The organism is Cellulomonas sp. KH9 (assembly GCF_900114185.1).
Lineage (GTDB): Bacteria > Actinomycetota > Actinomycetes > Actinomycetales > Cellulomonadaceae > Cellulomonas.
In genome coordinates this window covers 236159-254585 of sequence record NZ_FOSE01000003.1, presented here as the reverse complement: position 1 = coordinate 254585, position 18427 = coordinate 236159, and the positions used below count along the sequence as shown (strand labels likewise).

General features: G+C 76.6%; 14 protein-coding genes. 9 read left to right on the top strand and 5 right to left on the bottom strand.

Annotation, left to right across the window (positions count from 1 at the left end; translation table 11 throughout):
- Nucleotides 1-3: 3 nt before the first annotated feature.
- Nucleotides 4-1416: a D-alanyl-D-alanine carboxypeptidase/D-alanyl-D-alanine endopeptidase gene (gene dacB, locus BMZ16_RS11110; protein WP_089801055.1), complete on the bottom strand. Its 1413-nt coding sequence runs from the start codon at nucleotides 1414-1416 to the stop codon at nucleotides 4-6.
- 157 nt (nucleotides 1417-1573) lie between these two features.
- On the opposite strand from dacB, the gene BMZ16_RS11105 reads away from it, so the two are divergent.
- The gene (locus BMZ16_RS11105; protein ID WP_089800440.1) at nucleotides 1574-2068 is read left to right on the top strand and encodes an inorganic diphosphatase; all 495 of its coding nucleotides are present in this window, start codon (nucleotides 1574-1576) and stop codon (nucleotides 2066-2068) included.
- Nucleotides 2069-2181: 113 nt separating this feature from the next.
- Here BMZ16_RS11105 and BMZ16_RS11100 read toward each other — a convergent pair whose 3' ends face one another.
- Nucleotides 2182-3657 carry a C40 family peptidase gene (locus BMZ16_RS11100; RefSeq protein ID WP_255366573.1) on the bottom strand — a complete coding sequence of 492 codons (1476 nt, stop codon included), beginning with the start codon at nucleotides 3655-3657 and terminating at the stop codon, nucleotides 2182-2184.
- Between the two features lie 487 nt (nucleotides 3658-4144).
- Here BMZ16_RS11100 and BMZ16_RS11095 point away from each other — a divergent pair, with 487 nt between their 5' ends.
- The 5 genes from BMZ16_RS11095 (at nucleotide 4145) to BMZ16_RS11075 (ending at nucleotide 9742) form a co-directional block, all read left to right on the top strand.
- Nucleotides 4145-5464: a bifunctional o-acetylhomoserine/o-acetylserine sulfhydrylase gene (locus tag BMZ16_RS11095; protein ID WP_089800438.1), complete on the top strand. Its 1320-nt coding sequence runs from the start codon at nucleotides 4145-4147 to the stop codon at nucleotides 5462-5464.
- A gap of 37 nt (nucleotides 5465-5501) precedes the next feature.
- Nucleotides 5502-6803: a homoserine O-acetyltransferase MetX gene (locus BMZ16_RS11090; RefSeq protein WP_089800436.1), complete on the top strand. Its 1302-nt coding sequence runs from the start codon at nucleotides 5502-5504 to the stop codon at nucleotides 6801-6803.
- 61 nt (nucleotides 6804-6864) lie between these two features.
- Nucleotides 6865-7587, top strand: a complete 723-nt coding sequence (locus BMZ16_RS11085; RefSeq protein ID WP_089800435.1) for a maleylpyruvate isomerase N-terminal domain-containing protein — start codon at nucleotides 6865-6867, stop codon at nucleotides 7585-7587.
- 97 nt (nucleotides 7588-7684) lie between these two features.
- On the top strand, nucleotides 7685-8644 hold the full coding sequence (locus tag BMZ16_RS11080) for a zinc-binding dehydrogenase (RefSeq protein ID WP_089801051.1): 960 nt from the start codon (nucleotides 7685-7687) through the stop codon (nucleotides 8642-8644).
- Nucleotides 8645-8647: 3 nt separating this feature from the next.
- Complete coding sequence (locus BMZ16_RS11075; RefSeq protein ID WP_089800433.1) at nucleotides 8648-9742, top strand: alpha/beta hydrolase; 1095 nt, start codon at nucleotides 8648-8650, stop codon at nucleotides 9740-9742.
- A 12-nt stretch (nucleotides 9743-9754) separates the two neighbouring features.
- Here BMZ16_RS11075 and BMZ16_RS11070 read toward each other — a convergent pair whose 3' ends face one another.
- Nucleotides 9755-11179 carry a restriction system modified-DNA reader domain-containing protein gene (locus BMZ16_RS11070; RefSeq protein ID WP_089800431.1) on the bottom strand — a complete coding sequence of 475 codons (1425 nt, stop codon included), beginning with the start codon at nucleotides 11177-11179 and terminating at the stop codon, nucleotides 9755-9757.
- A 227-nt stretch (nucleotides 11180-11406) separates the two neighbouring features.
- Here BMZ16_RS11070 and BMZ16_RS11065 point away from each other — a divergent pair, with 227 nt between their 5' ends.
- Nucleotides 11407-11700 (top strand): MTH1187 family thiamine-binding protein, encoded by a 294-nt coding sequence (locus BMZ16_RS11065; RefSeq protein WP_089801049.1) that lies wholly within the window; start codon nucleotides 11407-11409, stop codon nucleotides 11698-11700.
- A gap of 17 nt (nucleotides 11701-11717) precedes the next feature.
- On the opposite strand, the gene BMZ16_RS11060 is transcribed toward BMZ16_RS11065, so the two are convergent.
- Entirely contained in the window at nucleotides 11718-13307 is a 1590-nt protein-coding gene (locus BMZ16_RS11060) for an MFS transporter (RefSeq protein WP_369822543.1), read from the bottom strand.
- A gap of 188 nt (nucleotides 13308-13495) precedes the next feature.
- Here BMZ16_RS11060 and BMZ16_RS11055 point away from each other — a divergent pair, with 188 nt between their 5' ends.
- On the top strand, nucleotides 13496-14011 hold the full coding sequence (locus tag BMZ16_RS11055) for a TetR/AcrR family transcriptional regulator (RefSeq protein ID WP_089800429.1): 516 nt from the start codon (nucleotides 13496-13498) through the stop codon (nucleotides 14009-14011).
- Nucleotides 14012-14017: 6 nt separating this feature from the next.
- Here BMZ16_RS11055 and BMZ16_RS11050 read toward each other — a convergent pair whose 3' ends face one another.
- Nucleotides 14018-16972, bottom strand: a complete 2955-nt coding sequence (locus tag BMZ16_RS11050) for an FAD-binding and (Fe-S)-binding domain-containing protein (RefSeq protein WP_089800428.1) — start codon at nucleotides 16970-16972, stop codon at nucleotides 14018-14020.
- 89 nt (nucleotides 16973-17061) lie between these two features.
- Here BMZ16_RS11050 and BMZ16_RS11045 point away from each other — a divergent pair, with 89 nt between their 5' ends.
- Nucleotides 17062-18405 (top strand): MFS transporter, encoded by a 1344-nt coding sequence (locus BMZ16_RS11045; protein WP_089801046.1) that lies wholly within the window; start codon nucleotides 17062-17064, stop codon nucleotides 18403-18405.
- Nucleotides 18406-18427 lie beyond the last annotated feature (22 nt).

The window sequence follows — 18427 nt, the reverse complement described above, 5'->3', positions numbered from 1 at the left end:
GCGTCAGCGGCAGCCGCAGGCCGCCAGGCTGCCGACGAAGCCGTCGATCGCCTGCCGGGGGGCCCACTGCCCGCCCTCGGGCGTCTGGTCCGCCATGACGACGAACACGAGCTGGCGGCGCTGGGTGTCCAGGACGGTGCCGGCCAGGGAGGTGACGCGCGGCAGCGACCCCGTCTTGGCCCGCACGAGCCCGCGCGCGTCGGACCGCGTGAAGCGGTCGGACAGGGTGCCGGACAGCCCCGCGACGGGCATGCCCACGGCGACGTCGCGCAGCAGCGGGTGCGCGGGGTCGGTGGTCAGCCGCACGACGTCGGCCAGCAGCGCCGGTGCCAGGGAGGACCCGGCGCCCAGCCCGGACGCGTCGACCAGCCGGGCACCCGTCACGTCGACGCCGAGGGTCCCGACCTGGCGCAGCACCGCCTGCGTGCCGCCGTCGAAGCTGGCCGGCAGGCCCGCGTCGAGGGCGACGAACCGGGACACGACCTCGGTGATGGTGTTGTCGGACGTCTCCAGGAAGTAGTGGACGACGTCGACCAGGGGCGCGGACTCGACGCGCGCGAGCTCCGGCGCGCCCTGCGTCGACGACGTGCGCGTCGGCTCGCCCTGCACCGTGACGCCCAGCTCGCCCAGCCGCTGCGCCAGCACCTTCGCCGCCGCCAGGGACGGGTCGGACGTGCGCGGCGCGTACTCGCCCTCGCCGACGCGGCCGATGTCGACCGCCAGCCCGGTGACGGGGGCGACGAAGCCCTCGTTCACGTTGGCGGGGTGCCACGCGGGGCTGACGGTCGGGCCGGCGAACAGCGTGTCGTCCACCAGCAGACGCACACCGGTCGTCCCCTGCAGCGCCAGCGCCTCCGCGGTGCGTGCCGCGAGGTCCGCCATGCCCGCGCGCCCGGCCGTCGCGGCCGGGTCGCCGGCACCGGCCGCCAGCATCATGTCCCCGCCGGCGACCAGCGCGATCGCGCCGTCGTCGACGCGCACCACCCGGGTGGGCAGCGTCGCGTCCGGGTTGAGCGCCGTGAGCGCGGCGACGCCCGTGAGGATCTTGGCCGTCGAGGCGGGGACACGGCCGGCGTCGGGCTGGTGCGACGCGAGCGTCTCCCCGGTGAGCTGGTCCACCACCGTGACCCCCACGCTGGGGCCGAGGCGCGGGTCGGTGACGAGGCCGTCGACCAGCGACTGGAGCTGGTCGGCGGCGGGCAGCGGCACCTGCGGGTCGAGGTCGCCCAGCGCCCGCGGCACGGCGGTGGGGTCGACCGCACCGGGCGCCGTGGGGAACGGGGACGGGTCCGCGACGGGCGGTGCGAGGGTCACGATGCCGGGCACGACGTCGTACGCGTCGGCCGTCGCGTAGCCCGCGCCGAGCAGCACGACGACCGCCGTGCCCACCCCTGCGACCCGTCGCGCTGTGGCCATCGTCACTCCTTCCGGCACGTCGTGCCCCCTGCAGCCCGGTACCGCCGCAACGGTGGGTCAGACTACTGTCCGAGACAACGGCGCCCGGGGAGACGACGCGCCCACAGGTCGATCGACCACCGCCCGGGGGGCGGGGACGCGTGGAGGGAAGCAACAAGTGGAGTTCGACGTCACGATCGAGATCCCCAAGGGGCAGCGCAACAAGTACGAGGTGGACCACGCGACGGGGCGGATCCGCCTCGACCGGATGCTCTTCACCTCGACGCGCTACCCCGACGACTACGGCTTCATCGAGGGGACCCTCGGTGAGGACGGGGACCCGTTGGACGCCCTGGTGCTGCTGGAGGAGCCCACGTTCCCCGGCTGCCTCATCCGCTGCCGCGCGCTGGGCATGTTCCGCATGCGCGACGAGGCCGGCGGTGACGACAAGGTGCTGTGCGTGCCGACGGGCGACCAGCGCGCCGCGTGGCGCCAGGACATCGACGACGTGTCCGACTTCCACCGCCTGGAGATCCAGCACTTCTTCGAGGTCTACAAGGACCTCGAGCCCGGCAAGTCCGTCGAGGGCGCCCACTGGGTGGGCCGCGCCGACGCCGAGGCCGAGATCGAGCGGTCGCGGCAGCGCGCGATCGACTCCGGCTACAACCACTGAGCACGGCGGCCCCGCGGGGTCGCGCACGAGGGCGGTCGGGCGGTACGCCGGGCCGCCCTTCGGCGTTCCCGGGACGTGCCGCGGCGGACGTCGGGGCGGTGGCGCCCGTCGCGTCAGGGGCGACCGGCGAACGGCATCGTCTTGGACCAGCGCATCGACGTGACGCGCAAGGGCACGCCGGGCTTGGACGCCTCGACGATCTGGCCGCCCCCCACCCACATCGCGACGTGGTAGATCGAGTTCGGGTCGGCCGGGTTGTCACCCCAGAACACGAGGTCGCCGGGCCGCAGCTGGTCGTACGAGATCTTGAGGACCTGCTTGTACTGGTCGCGCGACGTGCGGTTGATGCCGACACCCGCGGCGCGCCACGCGCCACCCGTCAGGCCCGAGCAGTCGTACCCGTCGGGGCCCGTGCCGCCGTAGACGTACGGCAGGCCGACCTTCGACTGCGCCCACGCGACGGCCGCGGCACCGGCCGCGGCCGATCCGCGCGACGTGCCGGTGCCCAGGCCGTAGGGCGTGGACGGGGCCGGAGCGGGGGCCGGCGCGGGTGCGGGGGCGGGGGCAGGAGCCGGGGCGGGCGCCGGGGCAGGAGCCGGGGCGGGCGCAGGTGCCGGAGCCGGGGCAGGCGCGGGAGCCGGGGCCGCGGGCCGTGTGCCGCCCGTGCCGCCACCGTTCGAGCCGCCGCCGGGGGCGGGTGCGCCCGGGGCGGGTGCGGTCCCGGCCGCGGGCAGCCGCTGCGCCTGCGCGGCGGCCTCCGCACGGGCACGCCGGTCGGCGTCGAGCGCGTCCTGCCGGGCACGCTCCACCTCGGCGCTGGTCTGCCGGGCCGCCGCCAGGGCGGTGATGAGACCGTCACGCTCGGCACGGCCCGCGGCGAGCGACGCGTCGGCGTCCGTCTGCGCACGCTCGGCCTGGGCGAGCGCGTCCGCGGCGGCGTCGGCGGCGGCGCCGGCGGCCTGCGCGGCGTCGGTGGAGCGCCGCTGCATGGTCTCGGCGACCAGCAGCGCGGCCTGGTACTCCTGCACCGCGTCGTCGGCCTTGCCCGTCACCTGGTCCAGGACGGTGGTGCGGCGGGCGACGTCCTGGAACCCGTCGGCGGACAGCGCGGCCTCGAGGACGTCGGCCGACCCGCCGGTGCGGGCGAGCTGCCGGGCGAAGGTCACCAGCCGGCGGCGCGCCTCCTCGGCCTCCGCGGCAGCGTGCTCGGCGCGCCCGGAGGCGTCGGCCGCGCGCGCCCGGGCCGCGTCGGCGTCGGCCACGGTCCGGGCGTAGTCCTCGGCGGCGGTCTGGACGACGACCTCGGCGGACTCGGCGGAGGCCGCGAGCTCGGCGAGCCGCACCTCGAGCTGTGCCACGGACATCTGCGCCCGCGCCACCCCGGCACGGGCCTCGCGCACGTCGTCCGTGGACGGTGCGGCGGCGGCCGGCGTGACGACGAGCCCGAGCGTCAGCAGGCCGACGGGCAGCACCGCGAGGCGGCGCGGCACGCGTCGGGCGACGGGGCGGCGGGCGGCACGCAGGCACGCCGCACCGGGACCGTCCACGGGGGCCGGTCGGGGCTGGGGTGTCACGTCGCCGTCACGCACGTTGGGCACGCTACCTGTGGGATTCCCACAAGAGAACACCTGTCACAACAGTCCCAGAAGTCACATCGTTGTGGTTCGGGAGCAACCCGGACAGACCTCCGGGGCCGTTCGGGTGACGGCCGGGTGGCGCGTGCGCCGACGCAGCCGGGGCGCCGTCGCGGGACCCGGCACGCGTACCGGTGCCGGACCCACCGGCACGCGACGACCGACCCCACCCGAGATCTCGAAGTGTGAGATGTCCGTGCCACGGAGCGGGACGGACCCCGTAGTCTCCTGAGCATGTTCCGTCGAATGTGTCGCTGACCGCGCACGTTCCCCCTGCCCACGGGCCGGCGGTCCGGCGAAGGTGCCGGGACCCACCGACCGGTCGGCACCGGAGCAGCACGTGCGCTTCCCCTGACCCCCCGCGGGGCGGGCGTCGACGGCGCGCTCCTCGGGTGACAGTCCCCCACCCCGACCACCCGGCACCGCCGGCGAGGAGCACACCATGAGCAACGAGAGCTGGAGCTTCGAGACCCGGCAGGTGCACGCCGGCCAGACCGCCGACGCCGCGACGGGCGCCCGGGCGCTGCCGATCTACCAGACCACCTCCTTCGTCTTCGACTCCGCCGAGCAGGCCGCGGACCGGTTCGCGCTCAAGGAGCTCGGGCCCATCTACACGCGCATCAACAACCCGACCCAGGAGGTCGTGGAGAACCGCATCGCGAGCCTCGAGGGCGGCGTCGGCGCGCTGCTGCTCGCGTCCGGCCAGGCCGCGGAGACGTTCGCGATCCTCAACGTCGCGCAGGCGGGCGACCACGTCGTCGCGTCCCCCAGCCTCTACGGCGGCACCTACAACCTGCTGCAGCACACGCTGCCGCGGTTCGGCATCGAGACCACCTTCGTCACCGACCCGCACGACGCCCAGGCGTGGCGCGACGCGATCCGCCCGAACACCAAGCTGTTCTTCGCCGAGACGATCCCCAACCCCAAGTCCGACGTGCTCGACATCGAGCTGGTCGCCGACGTCGCCCACGCGCACGGCGTGCCGCTCGTGGTCGACAACACGGTCGCCACCCCGTACCTCATCAACCCCCTGCAGTGGGGCGCCGACGTGGTCGTGCACTCGGCCACCAAGTACCTGGGCGGGCACGGCACGGCGATCGGCGGCGTGATCGTCGACGGCGGCACGTTCGACTACGCCCAGCACCCCGAGCGGTTCCCCGCCTTCAACACGCCCGACCCGTCGTACGACGGCCTGGTGTTCGCACGGGACCTGGGCGTCGGCGGGGCGTTCGGGGTCAACCTGTCCTACATCCTCAAGGCACGGGTCCAGCTGCTGCGCGACCTCGGTGCGGCGATCAGCCCGTTCAACGCGTTCCTCATCGCCCAGGGCATCGAGACGCTGTCGCTGCGCGTCGAGCGGCACGTCGAGAACGCGCAGAAGGTCGCGGCGTGGCTCGAGGCGCGCGACGAGGTCCGGCACGTGCACTACGCGGGCCTGGAGTCCAGCCCGTGGCACGCCAACCAGCTCAAGTACGCGCCGCGCGGCGCGGGCGCCGTGCTGGCGTTCGAGCTCGACGGCGGCGCCGCGGCCGGGCAGGCGTTCGTCTCGGCGCTCGAGCTGCACTCGAACGTCGCGAACATCGGTGACGTGCGCTCCCTGGTGATCCACCCCGCCTCGACGACGCACAGCCAGCTGACCCCCGAGCAGCAGGCGCTCTCGGGCGTCACCCCGGGACTCGTGCGCCTCGCGGTGGGCATCGAGCACATCGACGACATCCTCGCCGACCTGGACGCGGGGTTCCGCGCGGCCAAGGGCGCCTGAGACCCCGACCGCAGCACCGACGAGAGGCGCTCGCACGATGACCCGACCCGACCCCCGCCCCGACACCCCCGCGCCCGCCCGGCGTGCGACGCCCGCGGTGTCGGGACCGGGGGCGGGCCCGGTCGACGTGCCGGACCCGCTCGTCGGGCGCCGCGCGCGCCGCGGCGGGACGCTCGGCAGCCGCCGGCCGCTGCCCGAGCGACCGCCCGTGCCCGCGAGCGCGGCGTGGCGCGACGGCGCCGACCCGGGCCGCCGGCAGTTCGCCGACCTGGGTCCGCTGAAGCTGGAGTCGGGCGGTCGCCTGCCGGCCGTCCGCCTGGCGTACGAGACGTGGGGCGAGCTGGACGAGGACGGCGGCAACGCCGTGCTGGTGCTGCACGCGCTCACGGGCGACTCGCACGTCACCGGTGACGCGGGTCCGGGGCACCCGACGCCCGGGTGGTGGCAGTCGATGGTGGGCCCGGGCGCGCCCATCGACACCGACCGCTGGTTCGTCGTCGCACCCAACGTGCTGGGCGGGTGCCAGGGCTCGACGGGCCCCGCGTCGGACGCCCCCGACGGGCGCCCCTGGGGCGGGCGGTTCCCGCTGCTCAGCGTCCGCGACCAGGTGGCGGCGGAGCTGCGCCTGGCGGACCTGCTGGGCGTCGACTCGTGGGCGCTGGTCATCGGTGCCTCCATGGGCGGGCACCGCGTGCTGGAGTGGGCGGCCTCGGCGCCGGACCGCGTCGACGCGATCGCCGCGATCGCGACGTGCGCGCAGACGTCGGGCGACCAGATCGCCGGGTTCCACACCCAGCTCGCCGCGATCACCGCCGACCCGCGCTACCGCGGCGGCGACTACTACGACGTGCCCGACGGCGAGGGCCCGCACGCCGGGCTCGGGCTCGCCCGGCAGATCGCCCACCAGACGTACCGCTCCGCCGCGGAGCTGGACACCCGGTTCGGGCGCATCCCGCAGGGCGCCGAGGACCCGCTGGAGGGCGGCCGGTTCGCGGTGCAGTCGTACCTCGACCACCACGGCGACAAGCTGTCCCGGCGGTTCGACGCCAACACCTACGTCACGCTCACGCGCACCATGATCACGCACGACCTGGGGCGCGACCGCGGCGGGGTGGAGGCTGCGCTCGCCCAGGTCACGGCGCGGGCCCTGGTGATCGCGGTCGACAGCGACCGGCTGTTCACCCCGGCGCAGTCCGAGCGGGTGGCGGCCGCGATCCCCGGGTCGGGGCCGGTCCGGTACGTGCACTCCGACTACGGGCACGACGGCTTCCTCATCGAGGAGGACCAGGTCGGCCGGCACGTCGCGGACTTCCTGCGGGAGACCGCCCGCCCGCACTGACACGCCCGGCGCGCCCGGCGCAGGAGTGCGGTCCGCGCCACCGGCACGGCACCATGGGCGCATGTCCGTCGACGTCGCGACCGCCGCCACCGCCCTGCGCGCCCAGTGGGAGCGCCTGCACGACTGGGTCGAGCTCATGGCGGACCCGCGCCTGGGGCGGGAGGCGTCGGTCCTCGACGGGTGGAGCATCGTCGAGCTGTGGGCGCACCTGGGCCGGGCGATGGACGCGCTGGCGGTCTGCACGCCGCAGCCCGCGGGCACCGTCCCGCTGACCCTGGGCGAGTACCTCGGGTCGTACCGGAACCGGGCGCAGGACGTCGCCGAGACGACCCGCCGCCTGGCGACCGAGCACGCCGCGGACCCGGTCGCGTACGTCACGGCGTCCGCCCGTGCGGGCTTCGCCGCCCTCGACGCGCTGGGCGACGGGGACCCGGTGGTGCAGGCCCGCCGCGGCCCGGTCCGACTGTCCACCATGACGGTGTCCCGCCTGGTCGAGCTCGTCGTGCACGGTGACGACCTGTACCGCTCGGTGCGGCGGGCGCGCGGCGCGGACGCCGTGGCCGACCCGGTGGAGCCCGGCGCGCTGGCGCTCGTCGCGGACGAGCTGCTGGCGATCGTCCGCGCCCGCGGCGGGTGGGACCTGGAGGTCGTCGACGCGCGGCGCTGGGTGCGCCTGGCCACCGGCCGCACGCCGTACGACGTCGACGAGCTGGCCCTCGCGCTGCAGGCGCGCTACACGTCGGACGCCGTCCCCGACCTCGGGCGCATGCTGCCGCTGCTCTGACGTCCGACCGCACCGGACCGCCGCACCCCGCGGCTCCCGACGCGCGGTGGCCGCCCTCCTGGCGGGTCCGCGCGACCCCGGCGGGCTAGCGTGGGGCATGCTCTGCGCCCGCGTCGTGTCCTTCTCCCCCGACGACCCGCTGACCGGCCTGGACGTCGGTGACGCGCCGCAGCCGCCCGCACCGGACGGCTGGAGCGTCGTGGACGTCCGGGCCGCCTCGCTCAACCACCACGACCTGTGGTCGCTGCGCGGCGTGGGACTGCGTGCCGAGCAGCTGCCGATGGTGCTGGGCACCGACGCCGCCGGCGTCACGGCCGACGGCCGGGAGGTCGTCGTGCACGCGGTGGTGGGCGGCCCCGACGGCCGGGGGGTCCCCGCGGACGAGCCGCGCAGCCTGCTGTCCGAGCGGTACCCCGGCACGTTCGCCGAGCGCGTCGCCGTCCCCGCCTGGAACCTCGTCGACAAGCCCGCGGAGCTGTCGTTCGTCGAGGCGGCGTGCGTGCCGACCGCGTACCTGACGGCGTACCGCATGCTGTTCCGCTCGGGCGGTGCGCAGCCGGGGCAGCGCGTGCTGGTGCAGGGCGCCGGTGGTGGCGTGTCGGTGGCCGCCGTGCAGCTCGGCGCCGCGGCGGGACTCGAGATGGTGGTGACCGGCCGCGACGCCGCCAAGCGGGAGCGCGCCCTGGCGCTGGGGGCCGCGCAGGCCGTCGAGCCGGGCGCGCGGGTCGGCCGGGTGGACGTCGTGCTGGAGACCGTGGGGCGGGCGACGTGGGAGCACTCCGTGCGTTCCGTGCGGCCCGGCGGGCGGGTCGTCGTGGCGGGGCTGACCTCGGGCGACCCGGAGCCGGCGTCCCTGACGCGGGTGTTCTTCCAGGAGATCAGCATCGTCGGCGCGACCATGGGCACCCGGGACGAGCTCGGGCAGGTGCTCGCGTTCCTGGCCCGGACCGGTGTGCGTCCGCTGGTCGACTCGACGTACCCCCTGGCTCGCGCGCACGAGGCGCTGGCCCGCCTGGCGTCCGGTGCGCACGTCGGCAAGATCGTGCTCGAGGTCTGAGGCGTGACGTCGTCACCCGGTCCCGGCAGCACCGACGTCCCGGCCGACGCCGGGGCCGCGACGGACGCGGCTGCCTGCCCGGTCCCCGAGGCCCCGACGGGGCCGGTCCCGCCCGCCCGCTGGGACGGCGCCACGCTCACCACCACCTGGTCGCCCGACGCGCTCGGCGAGGGCTTCGAGGCCCGTCGCCTGGACCTGGCGGACGACGACGAGGGCGAGGTCACCGCCACGCTGGTGCGCCTCGTCCCCGACCCCGCCCTGCGCCCCGCGCGCGCGGTCCTGTACGTGCACGGCTGGTCGGACTACTTCTTCCAGACGCCGCTCGCGCACTTCTGGCGCGCGCAGGGCGCCGCGTTCTACGCGCTGGACCTGCGCAAGTCCGGCCGCTCGCTGCGGCCCCACCAGACCCCGGGCTACGTCGACGACCTGCGCACCTACGACGAGGAGATCGGCGCGGCGCTCGCCGTGGTGCGCACAGAGCTCGGGCCCGTCGCGCGCGTCATGCTCATGGGCCACTCCACCGGTGGGCTGGTGCTGAGCCTGTGGGCCGCCCGCCACCCGGGGGCCGTGAGCGGCCTGGTGCTGAACTCCCCGTGGCTCGAGCTGCAGGGCTCGTCGCTGGCACGGCACCTGTCGGCCCCGGCGATCAGCCGGCTCGCACGCTTCAACCCCAAGGCGGCGCTGCCCAACATCGACCCCGGCTACTACGCGCGCACCATCGACGTCGCCACCGGCGGGGACTGGACCGTCGACGACCGGTGGCGCCCCACCCCGTCGTTCCCCGTCCGCGCGGGATGGCTCAGCGCGGTCATGGCCGGGCACGCCGGGGTCGCGCGCGGGCTGGGCATCGACGTGCCGGTGCTGGTGACCATGTCGGACCGGACGCTCATCAGCGCACGGTGGAGCGAGGAGATGCGGTCCGCGGACGTCGTGCTGGACGTGGAGGCGATCTCACGGCGGGCGGTCCAGCTGGGCACCGTGGTGACGGTGGTGCGCGTGCCCGGCGGCATGCACGACCTCACGCTGTCGGCGCGCCCCGCCCGCGAGCGGTTCTACGCCGAGCTGACCCGCTGGCTGGCGGCCTACGGCTGGTCCTGATCCGCCCGGGCGTCACAGCGCGCCCGTGGCCTCCGACAGCGTGGGACCGCCGTCACCCAGGCGCCAGGCACGCCAGCCGTCGACGCCCTCGACGCCCGAGACCGCGGCCGCCGCGTCGTCCGGGTCCGGCAGCACCGTGCCGTCGGGCAGCTCGATCATGCCGTCGGGGCGCAGCAGCGCCGAGAACCGCTGCCCGCGACGCTCGCGCACCCACACGAGCGTCGTCACGGCACGCCGACTCTTGGCGAGCGTCGCCAGCGCGGGGTACGGCCAGCCGGGCCGCTCCGGGCGGGGCGCAGGGGGTGCGTCGGTCGGGCTGCCGGCCAGCGCGTGCCCGCCGGGCGCCGCCGTGGCGTCGGACCCGGCCCGTGCGTCGTCACCGGCCCGTGCGTCGCCACCGGTCCGTGCGTCGTCACCGGCGTGCCGGCCCTCCGACGTGCGGGGCCCGTCGACCACCGCGGCGCGCAGGCCGGCGACGGGCGTCAGCGTGGGCGGCCCCTCGAGCATGGACGCGGACGGCGGCACCGACGTGTCGCGCGGCCACTCGGTGACGTCGGGGCGGCCGGGGCCGCCGTGCCGCGGGGTCTCCGCGGGGGGCTCCGGCGGCTGGGCCGTCGGCCCCGCGGTCCGGAACGGCAGCGGGGTCGGCTCCGTGACGCTCCCGCGCCGGCCGATGGGCGTGGGGGCGGGCGGCTCGGTGCGCTCGGGCGGGGTCACCGCGCGCAGCTCGCCGGTGGGCAGGGACCGGCCGCGCGGGGCCGGGGACCCGGGGCCGCGCTCGAGCTCCGGCTCGTACGCCATGGCGGTCGCGAACGCCTCGCTCGAGCGCACCAGCCGCAGGGCCGTCGGCTCGACGGTGCGACGCACCCCCTCGTGCAGCGCGAGCGGGGAGACCTCCAGCAGGCGACGCTCGTCGCCCCGCACGACGCCCACCTGCATCACGTCGACCTGGTGCTCGCCGCCGCGCAGGAACCCGAGGGCGTCCGCGGCCTCCGCGGCGACCTCCGAGCACAGCAGCAGCAGACGCACGCCCCCGCGGGACCGCGCGGCGCCCGCGCCGAACGGCACGTGCTCGCGGAACGCCGCGAAGTCCACGGCGAACCGCGACGGGTCCGCGTGGTAGGCGCGCGCGAGGTCGGCCGTCGTCATGCGCGCGGCCGCACCCCCGTGCCGCAGGGCGGCGACGATCGCGTCCTCGTCGAGCACCTGCGCGACCGCCACGACCACCGGACGGCCCGACGCGTCGAGCGCGAGCAGCTCGGGCAGGTCCGACCGGTCCGACGCGCCACGCGCCCGCACGACGAACAGGGGCTCCCCCGCGATGGCGGCGAGGTGGTGGGTGACGAGCGCGGTGACCTCCTGGGCGAACGACCCGGCGAGCGGCTGCATCGGCTGGACGAGGCGTGGGCGCCCGTCGTCGAGCTCGAAGATCGGCATGTCGCGTCCGGGCCTTCCTTGCACGGCGGGGCGGGCGGGACGGCGTCACGCCCGCCGGCGCGGTGCCGACCGGGCGCGCGTCGTCGCCCGCCCACTGTCCCACATCCGACCGGGCCGGGTCAGCCCGTCGTCCGGGGGACGTGGGGTCCGTCGGCGGGGCCGGGTGCCGGGGCCCCGGGTCCACCCGCGGGTGGACGCGCGGGCCCGCTGCGGGCAGGGTGGGACCCGTGCTCGTCGCCTTCTCCGTCGCCCCGCTCGGTGCGGGCGAGTCCGTCTCCCAGGCCGTCGCCGACGCCGTCCGGGTCGTCCGCGACTCCGGGCTGCCGCACCGGACCGACGCCATGTTCACCACGATCGAGGGTGAGTGGGACGAGGTGATGGACGTGGTCCGGCGGGCCACCGAGGCCGTCGGCGCGCACGGCCACCGGGTGAGCCTGGTGCTCAAGGCGGACATCCGCCCCGGGCACACCGGGGAGCTCGACGGCAAGGTCGCCCGGGTCGAGGCCCTGCTCGACGGCTGAGGGCCCCCCGCGCCGGCTCACCGGTGGCGGCGCAGCACCGCCCCCACGACGAGCGCCACGACGCCGACCACGAGCGCGCCGAGCCCGGACGTGACGGCCACGCCGTGACCGAACGCGTCACGGGCCGAGGTCAGCACCTGCTCGGCCAGTGCGGGCGGCAGGCCGTCCGCGAGACCGACCGCACCGCCGAGCGTCTGGCCGGCGTCGGCCCGCTGCGCGTCCGTCAGGCCGGCGGGCAGCACCAGGTCGGCCCGGTACACGGCGGCGAGCACGGACCCCAGCACGGCGACGCCGAGCGACGCCCCGAGCTCGTACGCCGTCTCGGAGATGCCCGACGCGGCGCCGGCGCGCTCGGGCGGGACGGACCCGAGGATCGCGTCGTTGGTCAGCGTCTCGGCGAGCCCCACCCCCGCGCCCACCAGGGCGAACGTCGCGACGACGACCCCGCTGCGGTGGTCGGAGCCCAGCGCGGTGCCCAGGGTGTAGCCCGCGACGGCCAGCAGCATGCCGGCCGGCACCAGGACCCACAGCGGCAACGAGCGCGCGAGCCGCACCGCGAGCAGCCCGGCCGCGATCGACGCGACGGCGCCCGGCAGCAGCGCGAACCCCGCGCGGACGGGGTCGAGCCCGACGACGAGCTGCAGGTGCTGCGACAGGAACAGCACGAGCCCGGCGATCGCGAAGGACGCCGTGAAGTTGGCACCGACCGACGCCGAGAACACGGGCCTGCCGAACAGCGAGACGTCGAGCAGCGGCGCGGCGAGGCGGCGCTGGCGGCGCACGAAGACGACGGCCATGGTGACGCCGACCGCGGCCGCGGCCGTCCCGACCACGTCGACGCCGTGGGAGGCGACGTGCTTGATGCCGAACACGAGCGGCAGCATCGCGACGACCGACAGCACCACGCTGGGCGGGTCGAGCCGGCCCGCGCGGGGGTTGCGCGACTCGGGGAGCAGCAGCGGCGCGGCCACCAGCAGCACCACGACGACGGGCACGTTGACGAGGAAGATCGAGCCCCACGTGAAGTGCTGCAGCAGCCAGCCGCCGACGACGGGCCCCAGCACGGTCCCGCCGGAGAACCCCGAGGCCCAGACCGCGATCGCGAGGCGACGCTGGCCGGGGTCGAGGAAGACGTTGCGCAGCAGCGACAGGGTCGACGGCATGAGCGTCGCGCCGAACACGCCGAGCAGCGCACGCGCGGCGACGAGGTGCGCCGCGTCGGTGGAGAACGCCGCGAGCAGCGACACGACGCCGAACCCCGCGGCCCCGACGACCAGCAGCAGCCGACGCCCGACGCGGTCGCCGAGCGTGCCCATGGTGACGAGCAGGCCCGCCAGCATGAGCGGGTACACGTCGACGATCCACAGCAGCTGCTCGCCCGTGGGGCGCAGCGCCAGGCTGATCTGCGGCAGCGCGAAGGACAGCACGGTGTTGTCGATCGCGACGACGAGCACGGGGAGCATGAGGACGGCGAGCGCCAGCCACTGCCGCGCACCCGCGCGCGGCGGCACGTCGGGCGTGCGGGCGTCGGACGTGCGGGCGTCGGGGGCGGCGTCGGGCGTGCGGGCGTCGGGCGTGACGACGGGGTCGGGGGCGTGCGAGGGCACGGTGGGCCTTTCGAGCTCCGCGCTGACCGGGCGGGTCCGGGGGCGTGCACGCGCACCGGGTCCACTCCCCGGCGCGGGCCGGCGGCCGGGGCGTCCCCGTGCCACCGACGGCTATACCGTCCAGCCGGTACAGTACGTCACCGTCCGGACGGTGCACAAGGCCACCGCGCTCGCTACGCTCGTCGCCCATGGCCACCACGCGCGACCGCATCCTCGACGCGCTGCAGGACGCCCTCGTCGAGGACGGCCCCGGCGGCGCGACGCTGGACGCCGTCGCCGAGCGCGCGTCGGTCTCCAAGGGCGGCCTGCTCTACCACTTCCGCAGCAAGGACGAGCTGTTCACCGGCCTGCTCGACCGGCTCGACGCCGGCGCCGCGGCCGCGGACGCCGCCACCCCGGCCGACCCCGACGGCGCGGCGCGCTGGTACCTCGACGGCTCGCAGAGCGCCGACGGCCCCGAGGAGCGCACGCTGCTCGCCGCGCTGCGCCTGCTGGGCACCCACGCACCGGCGCGCGCCCGCATGGCGCGCTACCTCGACGCCTGGGCCGCCGGATTGCGCCGCGCGGTGCCGGACCCCGAGCTCGCGCGGCTCGTCCAGCTCGTCGGGGACGGGCTCTTCCTGCACGCCCTGCTGGGCGGCGGGGACCCGGCGCTCGACGGCCGCGTCAAGGACGCCGTGCGGGAGCTGGTGCGGCGGGCCTGACCGCCGTCAGCCCTCCGACGCCCCCCGCCCCAGCCGCGAGGCCAGCAGCTCGGCCAGGTGCACGCCCTGCACGTCCGCGAGCTGCTCGGCCTGCGTGCGGCACGAGTACCCGTCGGCCAGGTACACGTCCCCCGGGGCCGCGGCCCGCAGCGCCGGCAGCAGCGCGTTCTCCGCGACCGCCACCGAGACGTCGTAGTGGCCCTTCTCCATGCCGAAGTTGCCGGCGAGCCCGCAGCACCCCGCGAGCGCCGAGAACTGCGCACCCGCCTCGGTCAGCAGCCGACGGTCGGCCGTCCACGTCATCACCGAGTAGTGGTGGCAGTGCGGCTGCACCACGGCGGTGACGTCGGACAGGTCCGGCACCTGCCAGCGGTCGCCGGGGCCGACCGGTGCGGGCGCGGTCAGCAGCTCCGCCAGCGTGCGGGTCTCGCGCTGCACCGCCACGGCACGCGGGTCGTCGGGCAGCAGGTCGACCAGGTCGCTGCGCAGCACGGCCGTGCACGACGGCTCGAGCCCCACGATCGGGATGCCGTTGACCGCGAACGGCCCGAGCACCTCCAGCAGGTGCTCGAGCTGGTGGCGTGCGCCCTCGAGCTGGCCGGTGCTGATCCAGGTCAGCCCGCAGCACGCGTCGTGGTCCGGCACGAGGACCTCGTAGCCCGCGTCCCGCAGGACCGCCACGGCCGCGTGCGCCACCGACGGCGCGAGGGTGTCGCTGAACGAGTCGGTCCACAGCAGCACCGGGGGGCGCGGCGTCGCGCCCGTGGCGGCGTCCGCGTCGGCGGGCAGCGTCACGCGCGCCGCGTCGTCACGGGACACGACGCGCACGTCGCCCGACCGCCGCCCGGCCTGCCGCGCCCACGCCCGGAACGGGACGCGGGCGAAGCGCACCATGCGCCGCCGGGTGTCCATACCGCCCAGCGCCAGCACGGCCTTGGCGACGGGCCGGACGCCGAGCACCGCGTTGGCCACGGCCGCCAGGCCCGGGACGCCCGTGACGAGACGCGCCCAGCGCGGCAGCCAGCCGAGCGCGTAGTGGTTCACCGGGCGCAGCCGACGGCGGTACGTGCGGTGCAGCACCTCCGCCTTGTACTGCGCCATGTCCACGCCCGCGGGGCAGTCCGACGAGCACGCCTTGCAGCTCAGGCACAGGTCGAGAGCCTCGTGCACCTCGGGCGAGGACCACCCGCGCGCGACCAGGCTGCCGTTGGCCATCTCCTGCAGCACGCGCGCCCGGCCGCGGGTGGAGTCCTTCTCGTCCTTGGTCGCCAGGTACGACGGGCACATGAAGCCACCCGTCGCGCTGTTGTCCGCACGGCACTTGCCCACGCCGACGCACCGGTGCACGGCGGTCGTCATGTCGCCGCCGTCGTGCGCGAACGAGAAGCCCGACGCGGCGGGCAGGGGCCGCGCCGCGGGCCGGCGCAGGTCGGCGTCGAGCGGGCGGGGGCGCACCAGCACGCCCGGGTTGAGCAGGTCACGCGGGTCGAACAGGTCCTTCACGGCGCCGAACAGCTCGATCGCCCGCGGGGAGTACATGACGGGCAGCAGCTCCGAGCGGGCGCGCCCGTCGCCGTGCTCCCCGGACAGGGACCCGCCGTGGCGCGCGACCAGCTCGGCGGCGTCCTCCATGAACGCCCGCAACGGGTCGCCCGAGCGCGTCAGGGGGATGTCCAGGCGCAGGTGCAGGCACCCGTCGCCGAAGTGCCCGTACGCCAGGCCGTCGACCCGGTGGTCGGCCATCAGCGCCTCGAGCTCGCGCAGGTAGGCGCCCAGCCGCTCCGGCGGCACCGCCGAGTCCTCGAACCCGGGCCACGCCTGCTCGCCCGACGGCGTGCGACCACCCAGCCCGGCACCGTCCTCGCGGATCCGCCACATCGCCGCCGCGTCCGGCCCGGGCGGGAAGATGCCGACCGCGTCGGTGCCCGCGTCGGCCGCGAGCGCGCGCGCCGCCGCCAGCGCCTCGTCCAGGGTCGGCCCGCCGACCTCGCACATCAGCCAGCCACCGCCCGGGGGCAGGTCGGGCACCGCCGACGCGCCCTTGACCCGGCGCACCACGTCGACCAGACGCGAGTCCATGCCCTCGATCGCGAGCGGCGCGTGCGCGAGCAGGGCGGGCACGGCGTCCGCGGCCGTCGGCATGTCCGGGTAGCCCAGCACCACCAGCACCGGTGCCGACGGCACGGGCACCAGGTTCACGGTGGCCCCGAGCACCGTCACCAGCGTGCCCTCGGTGCCCACGAGCATCTTGGCCAGGTCGGTGCCGTTCTCGGGGGTCAGGTGCTCCAGCGAGTACCCGGACACCTGCCGGCGGAACCGGCCGAGCTCCGTGCGGACCACGTCGAGGTGCGCACGGACCAGCGCGTCGAGCCCCGGGACCGCGTCGAGCGCACCGGCGCCCGAGCGCGCGGTGAAGCGCCGCCCGGTGCCGTCGACGACGTCGAGGTCCACCACGTTGTCGGCGGTCCGCCCGAAGGCCACGGCCCGCGGCCCGCACGCGTTGTTGCCGATCATGCCGCCGAGCGTCGCCCGGGCCTGCGTGGACGGGTCGGGCCCGAACCGCAGCCCGTGGGGGGCCGCGGCCCGCTGCAGGTGGGACATGACGACGCCCGGCTCGACGCGCGCCGTACGCGCCTCGGGGTCGACCTCCAGCACCCTGTTCACGTGGCGCGAGAAGTCCAGCACGATGCCCGTGCCGACCGCGTTGCCCGCCACCGACGTGCCGCCGCCGCGGGACGTCAGCGGCGTGCCGGTCTCGCGCGCGACGGACAGTGCCGCGAGCACGTCGTCCGTGTCCCGCGGGAAGACCACGACCTGCGGCACCACGCGGTAGTTGGAGGCGTCGGTCGAGTACTCGGCCCGGCGCCGGGAGGAGTCGTCGACGCTCCCGCGCACGACGTCGCGCAGCGCGTGCACGAGGTCCCGGACGTCGGTCCCGGACGCGTCAGTCGTCACAGCCACGTCCGGCAGTGTCCCACCACGCCACCGGGACCTGCACGGGCCGTCCAGTCGGCAGCGCCCGTGTGGGAGGCGCGTCGTACCGTCGGGCCGTGCGGAAAGCCCCGGTCACGGTCCTGTGCGCGGTCCAGTTCGTCGACGTCCTCGGCGTCACGAGCGCGACGACCGCGATCCCCGCCGTCCTCGAGGGCCTCGGCCTGGACGCGCACGCCGCGGGCCCGCTCGCGACGACGTACGCGATGTTCTTCGGAGGTCTGCTGGTGGTCGGCGCGCGCCTCGGGGACCGCTACGGCCACCGCCGGGTGCTGGCCGCGGGGCTCGTGGGGTTCGCCGCGGTGTCCCTCGTCGGCGGGCTCGCCGGGTCGCTCGCGCAGGTGCTCGCCGCGCGTGCGCTGCAGGGCGCCGCCGCGGCGATGTCGGTCCCGTCCGCGCTGCGGCTGCTGCTGCACGCCACGCCCGAGGCCGACGCCCGGCGCACCGCGCTGGCCGCGTGGAGCGCGGCCGGCGCCGCCGCGGGCGCCGCCGGGTTCGTCGTGGGCGGCGCGCTCGTCGAGGCGCTCGACTGGCGCGCCGTGTTCTGGGTCAACGCGCCGGTCGGGGCGCTGCTGCTGGTCGGCGTGCTGCTCGTCGTGCCCGCGCTCGCGCCCGACGACCGCACGACCGGGCTCGACCTGGTGGGCGGGGCCCTGCTCGTCGCGTCGGTGATGTGCGTCGTGGCGGGGGCCGCGGCCGTCGAGCAGGGTGCCGGGGCGGGGCGCTCCGGCCTGCTCCTCCTGGCAGGCACGGTGGCCGCCGTCGGGTTCGTGGCACGGATGCGGCGGGCCACGGACCCGCTCGTCCCGCCGGCCGCGTGGCGGTCGGTCCCGCTGCGCGACGGGACGGTGCTGTCGTTCGTCAACACCGCCACCACCAGCAGCGCGGCGGTGCTCGCGACCCTCCACCTGCAGGACCGGCTCGGCCTGTCCGCGCTCGCGACCGGGCTCACGCTGCTCGGGCTCAGCGCGCTCGTCGTCGTCGGGGCCGCGGCGGCCAAGCCGCTGCTCGACCGCCGGGCACCGCGCACGGTGGCGGGGCTGGGGCTGGCGGTGGTCGCCGGCGGTGACGTCGTCCTCGTCGCGGGCGGCGCGACCTGGGCGGCGGTCGGGGCGGGTGCCGCGGTCCTCGGCCTGGGGCTCGGCGTGGCGTCGGTCGCGGCGACGGCGCTGGGGACCGACGTGCCGGAGCACCTCGCGGGCAGTGCCAGCGGCATCCTCAACACCGGCGCACAGCTCGGCACCGCGCTCGGCACCGCCGTCCTCGTCATGGTCGCCGGCGTGACGTCGGTGACGTGGGGATGGGCCGCGGCGGCGCTCGGGGCGGCGGTCACGGCGGCCTGGTCGTGGCGCGCCGGGCGGACCGACGCGGGGCGCCGCGGCGCGGCGGCGGTCGGCGGCTGAGGCGCCCGGCCGCGCGACCCGC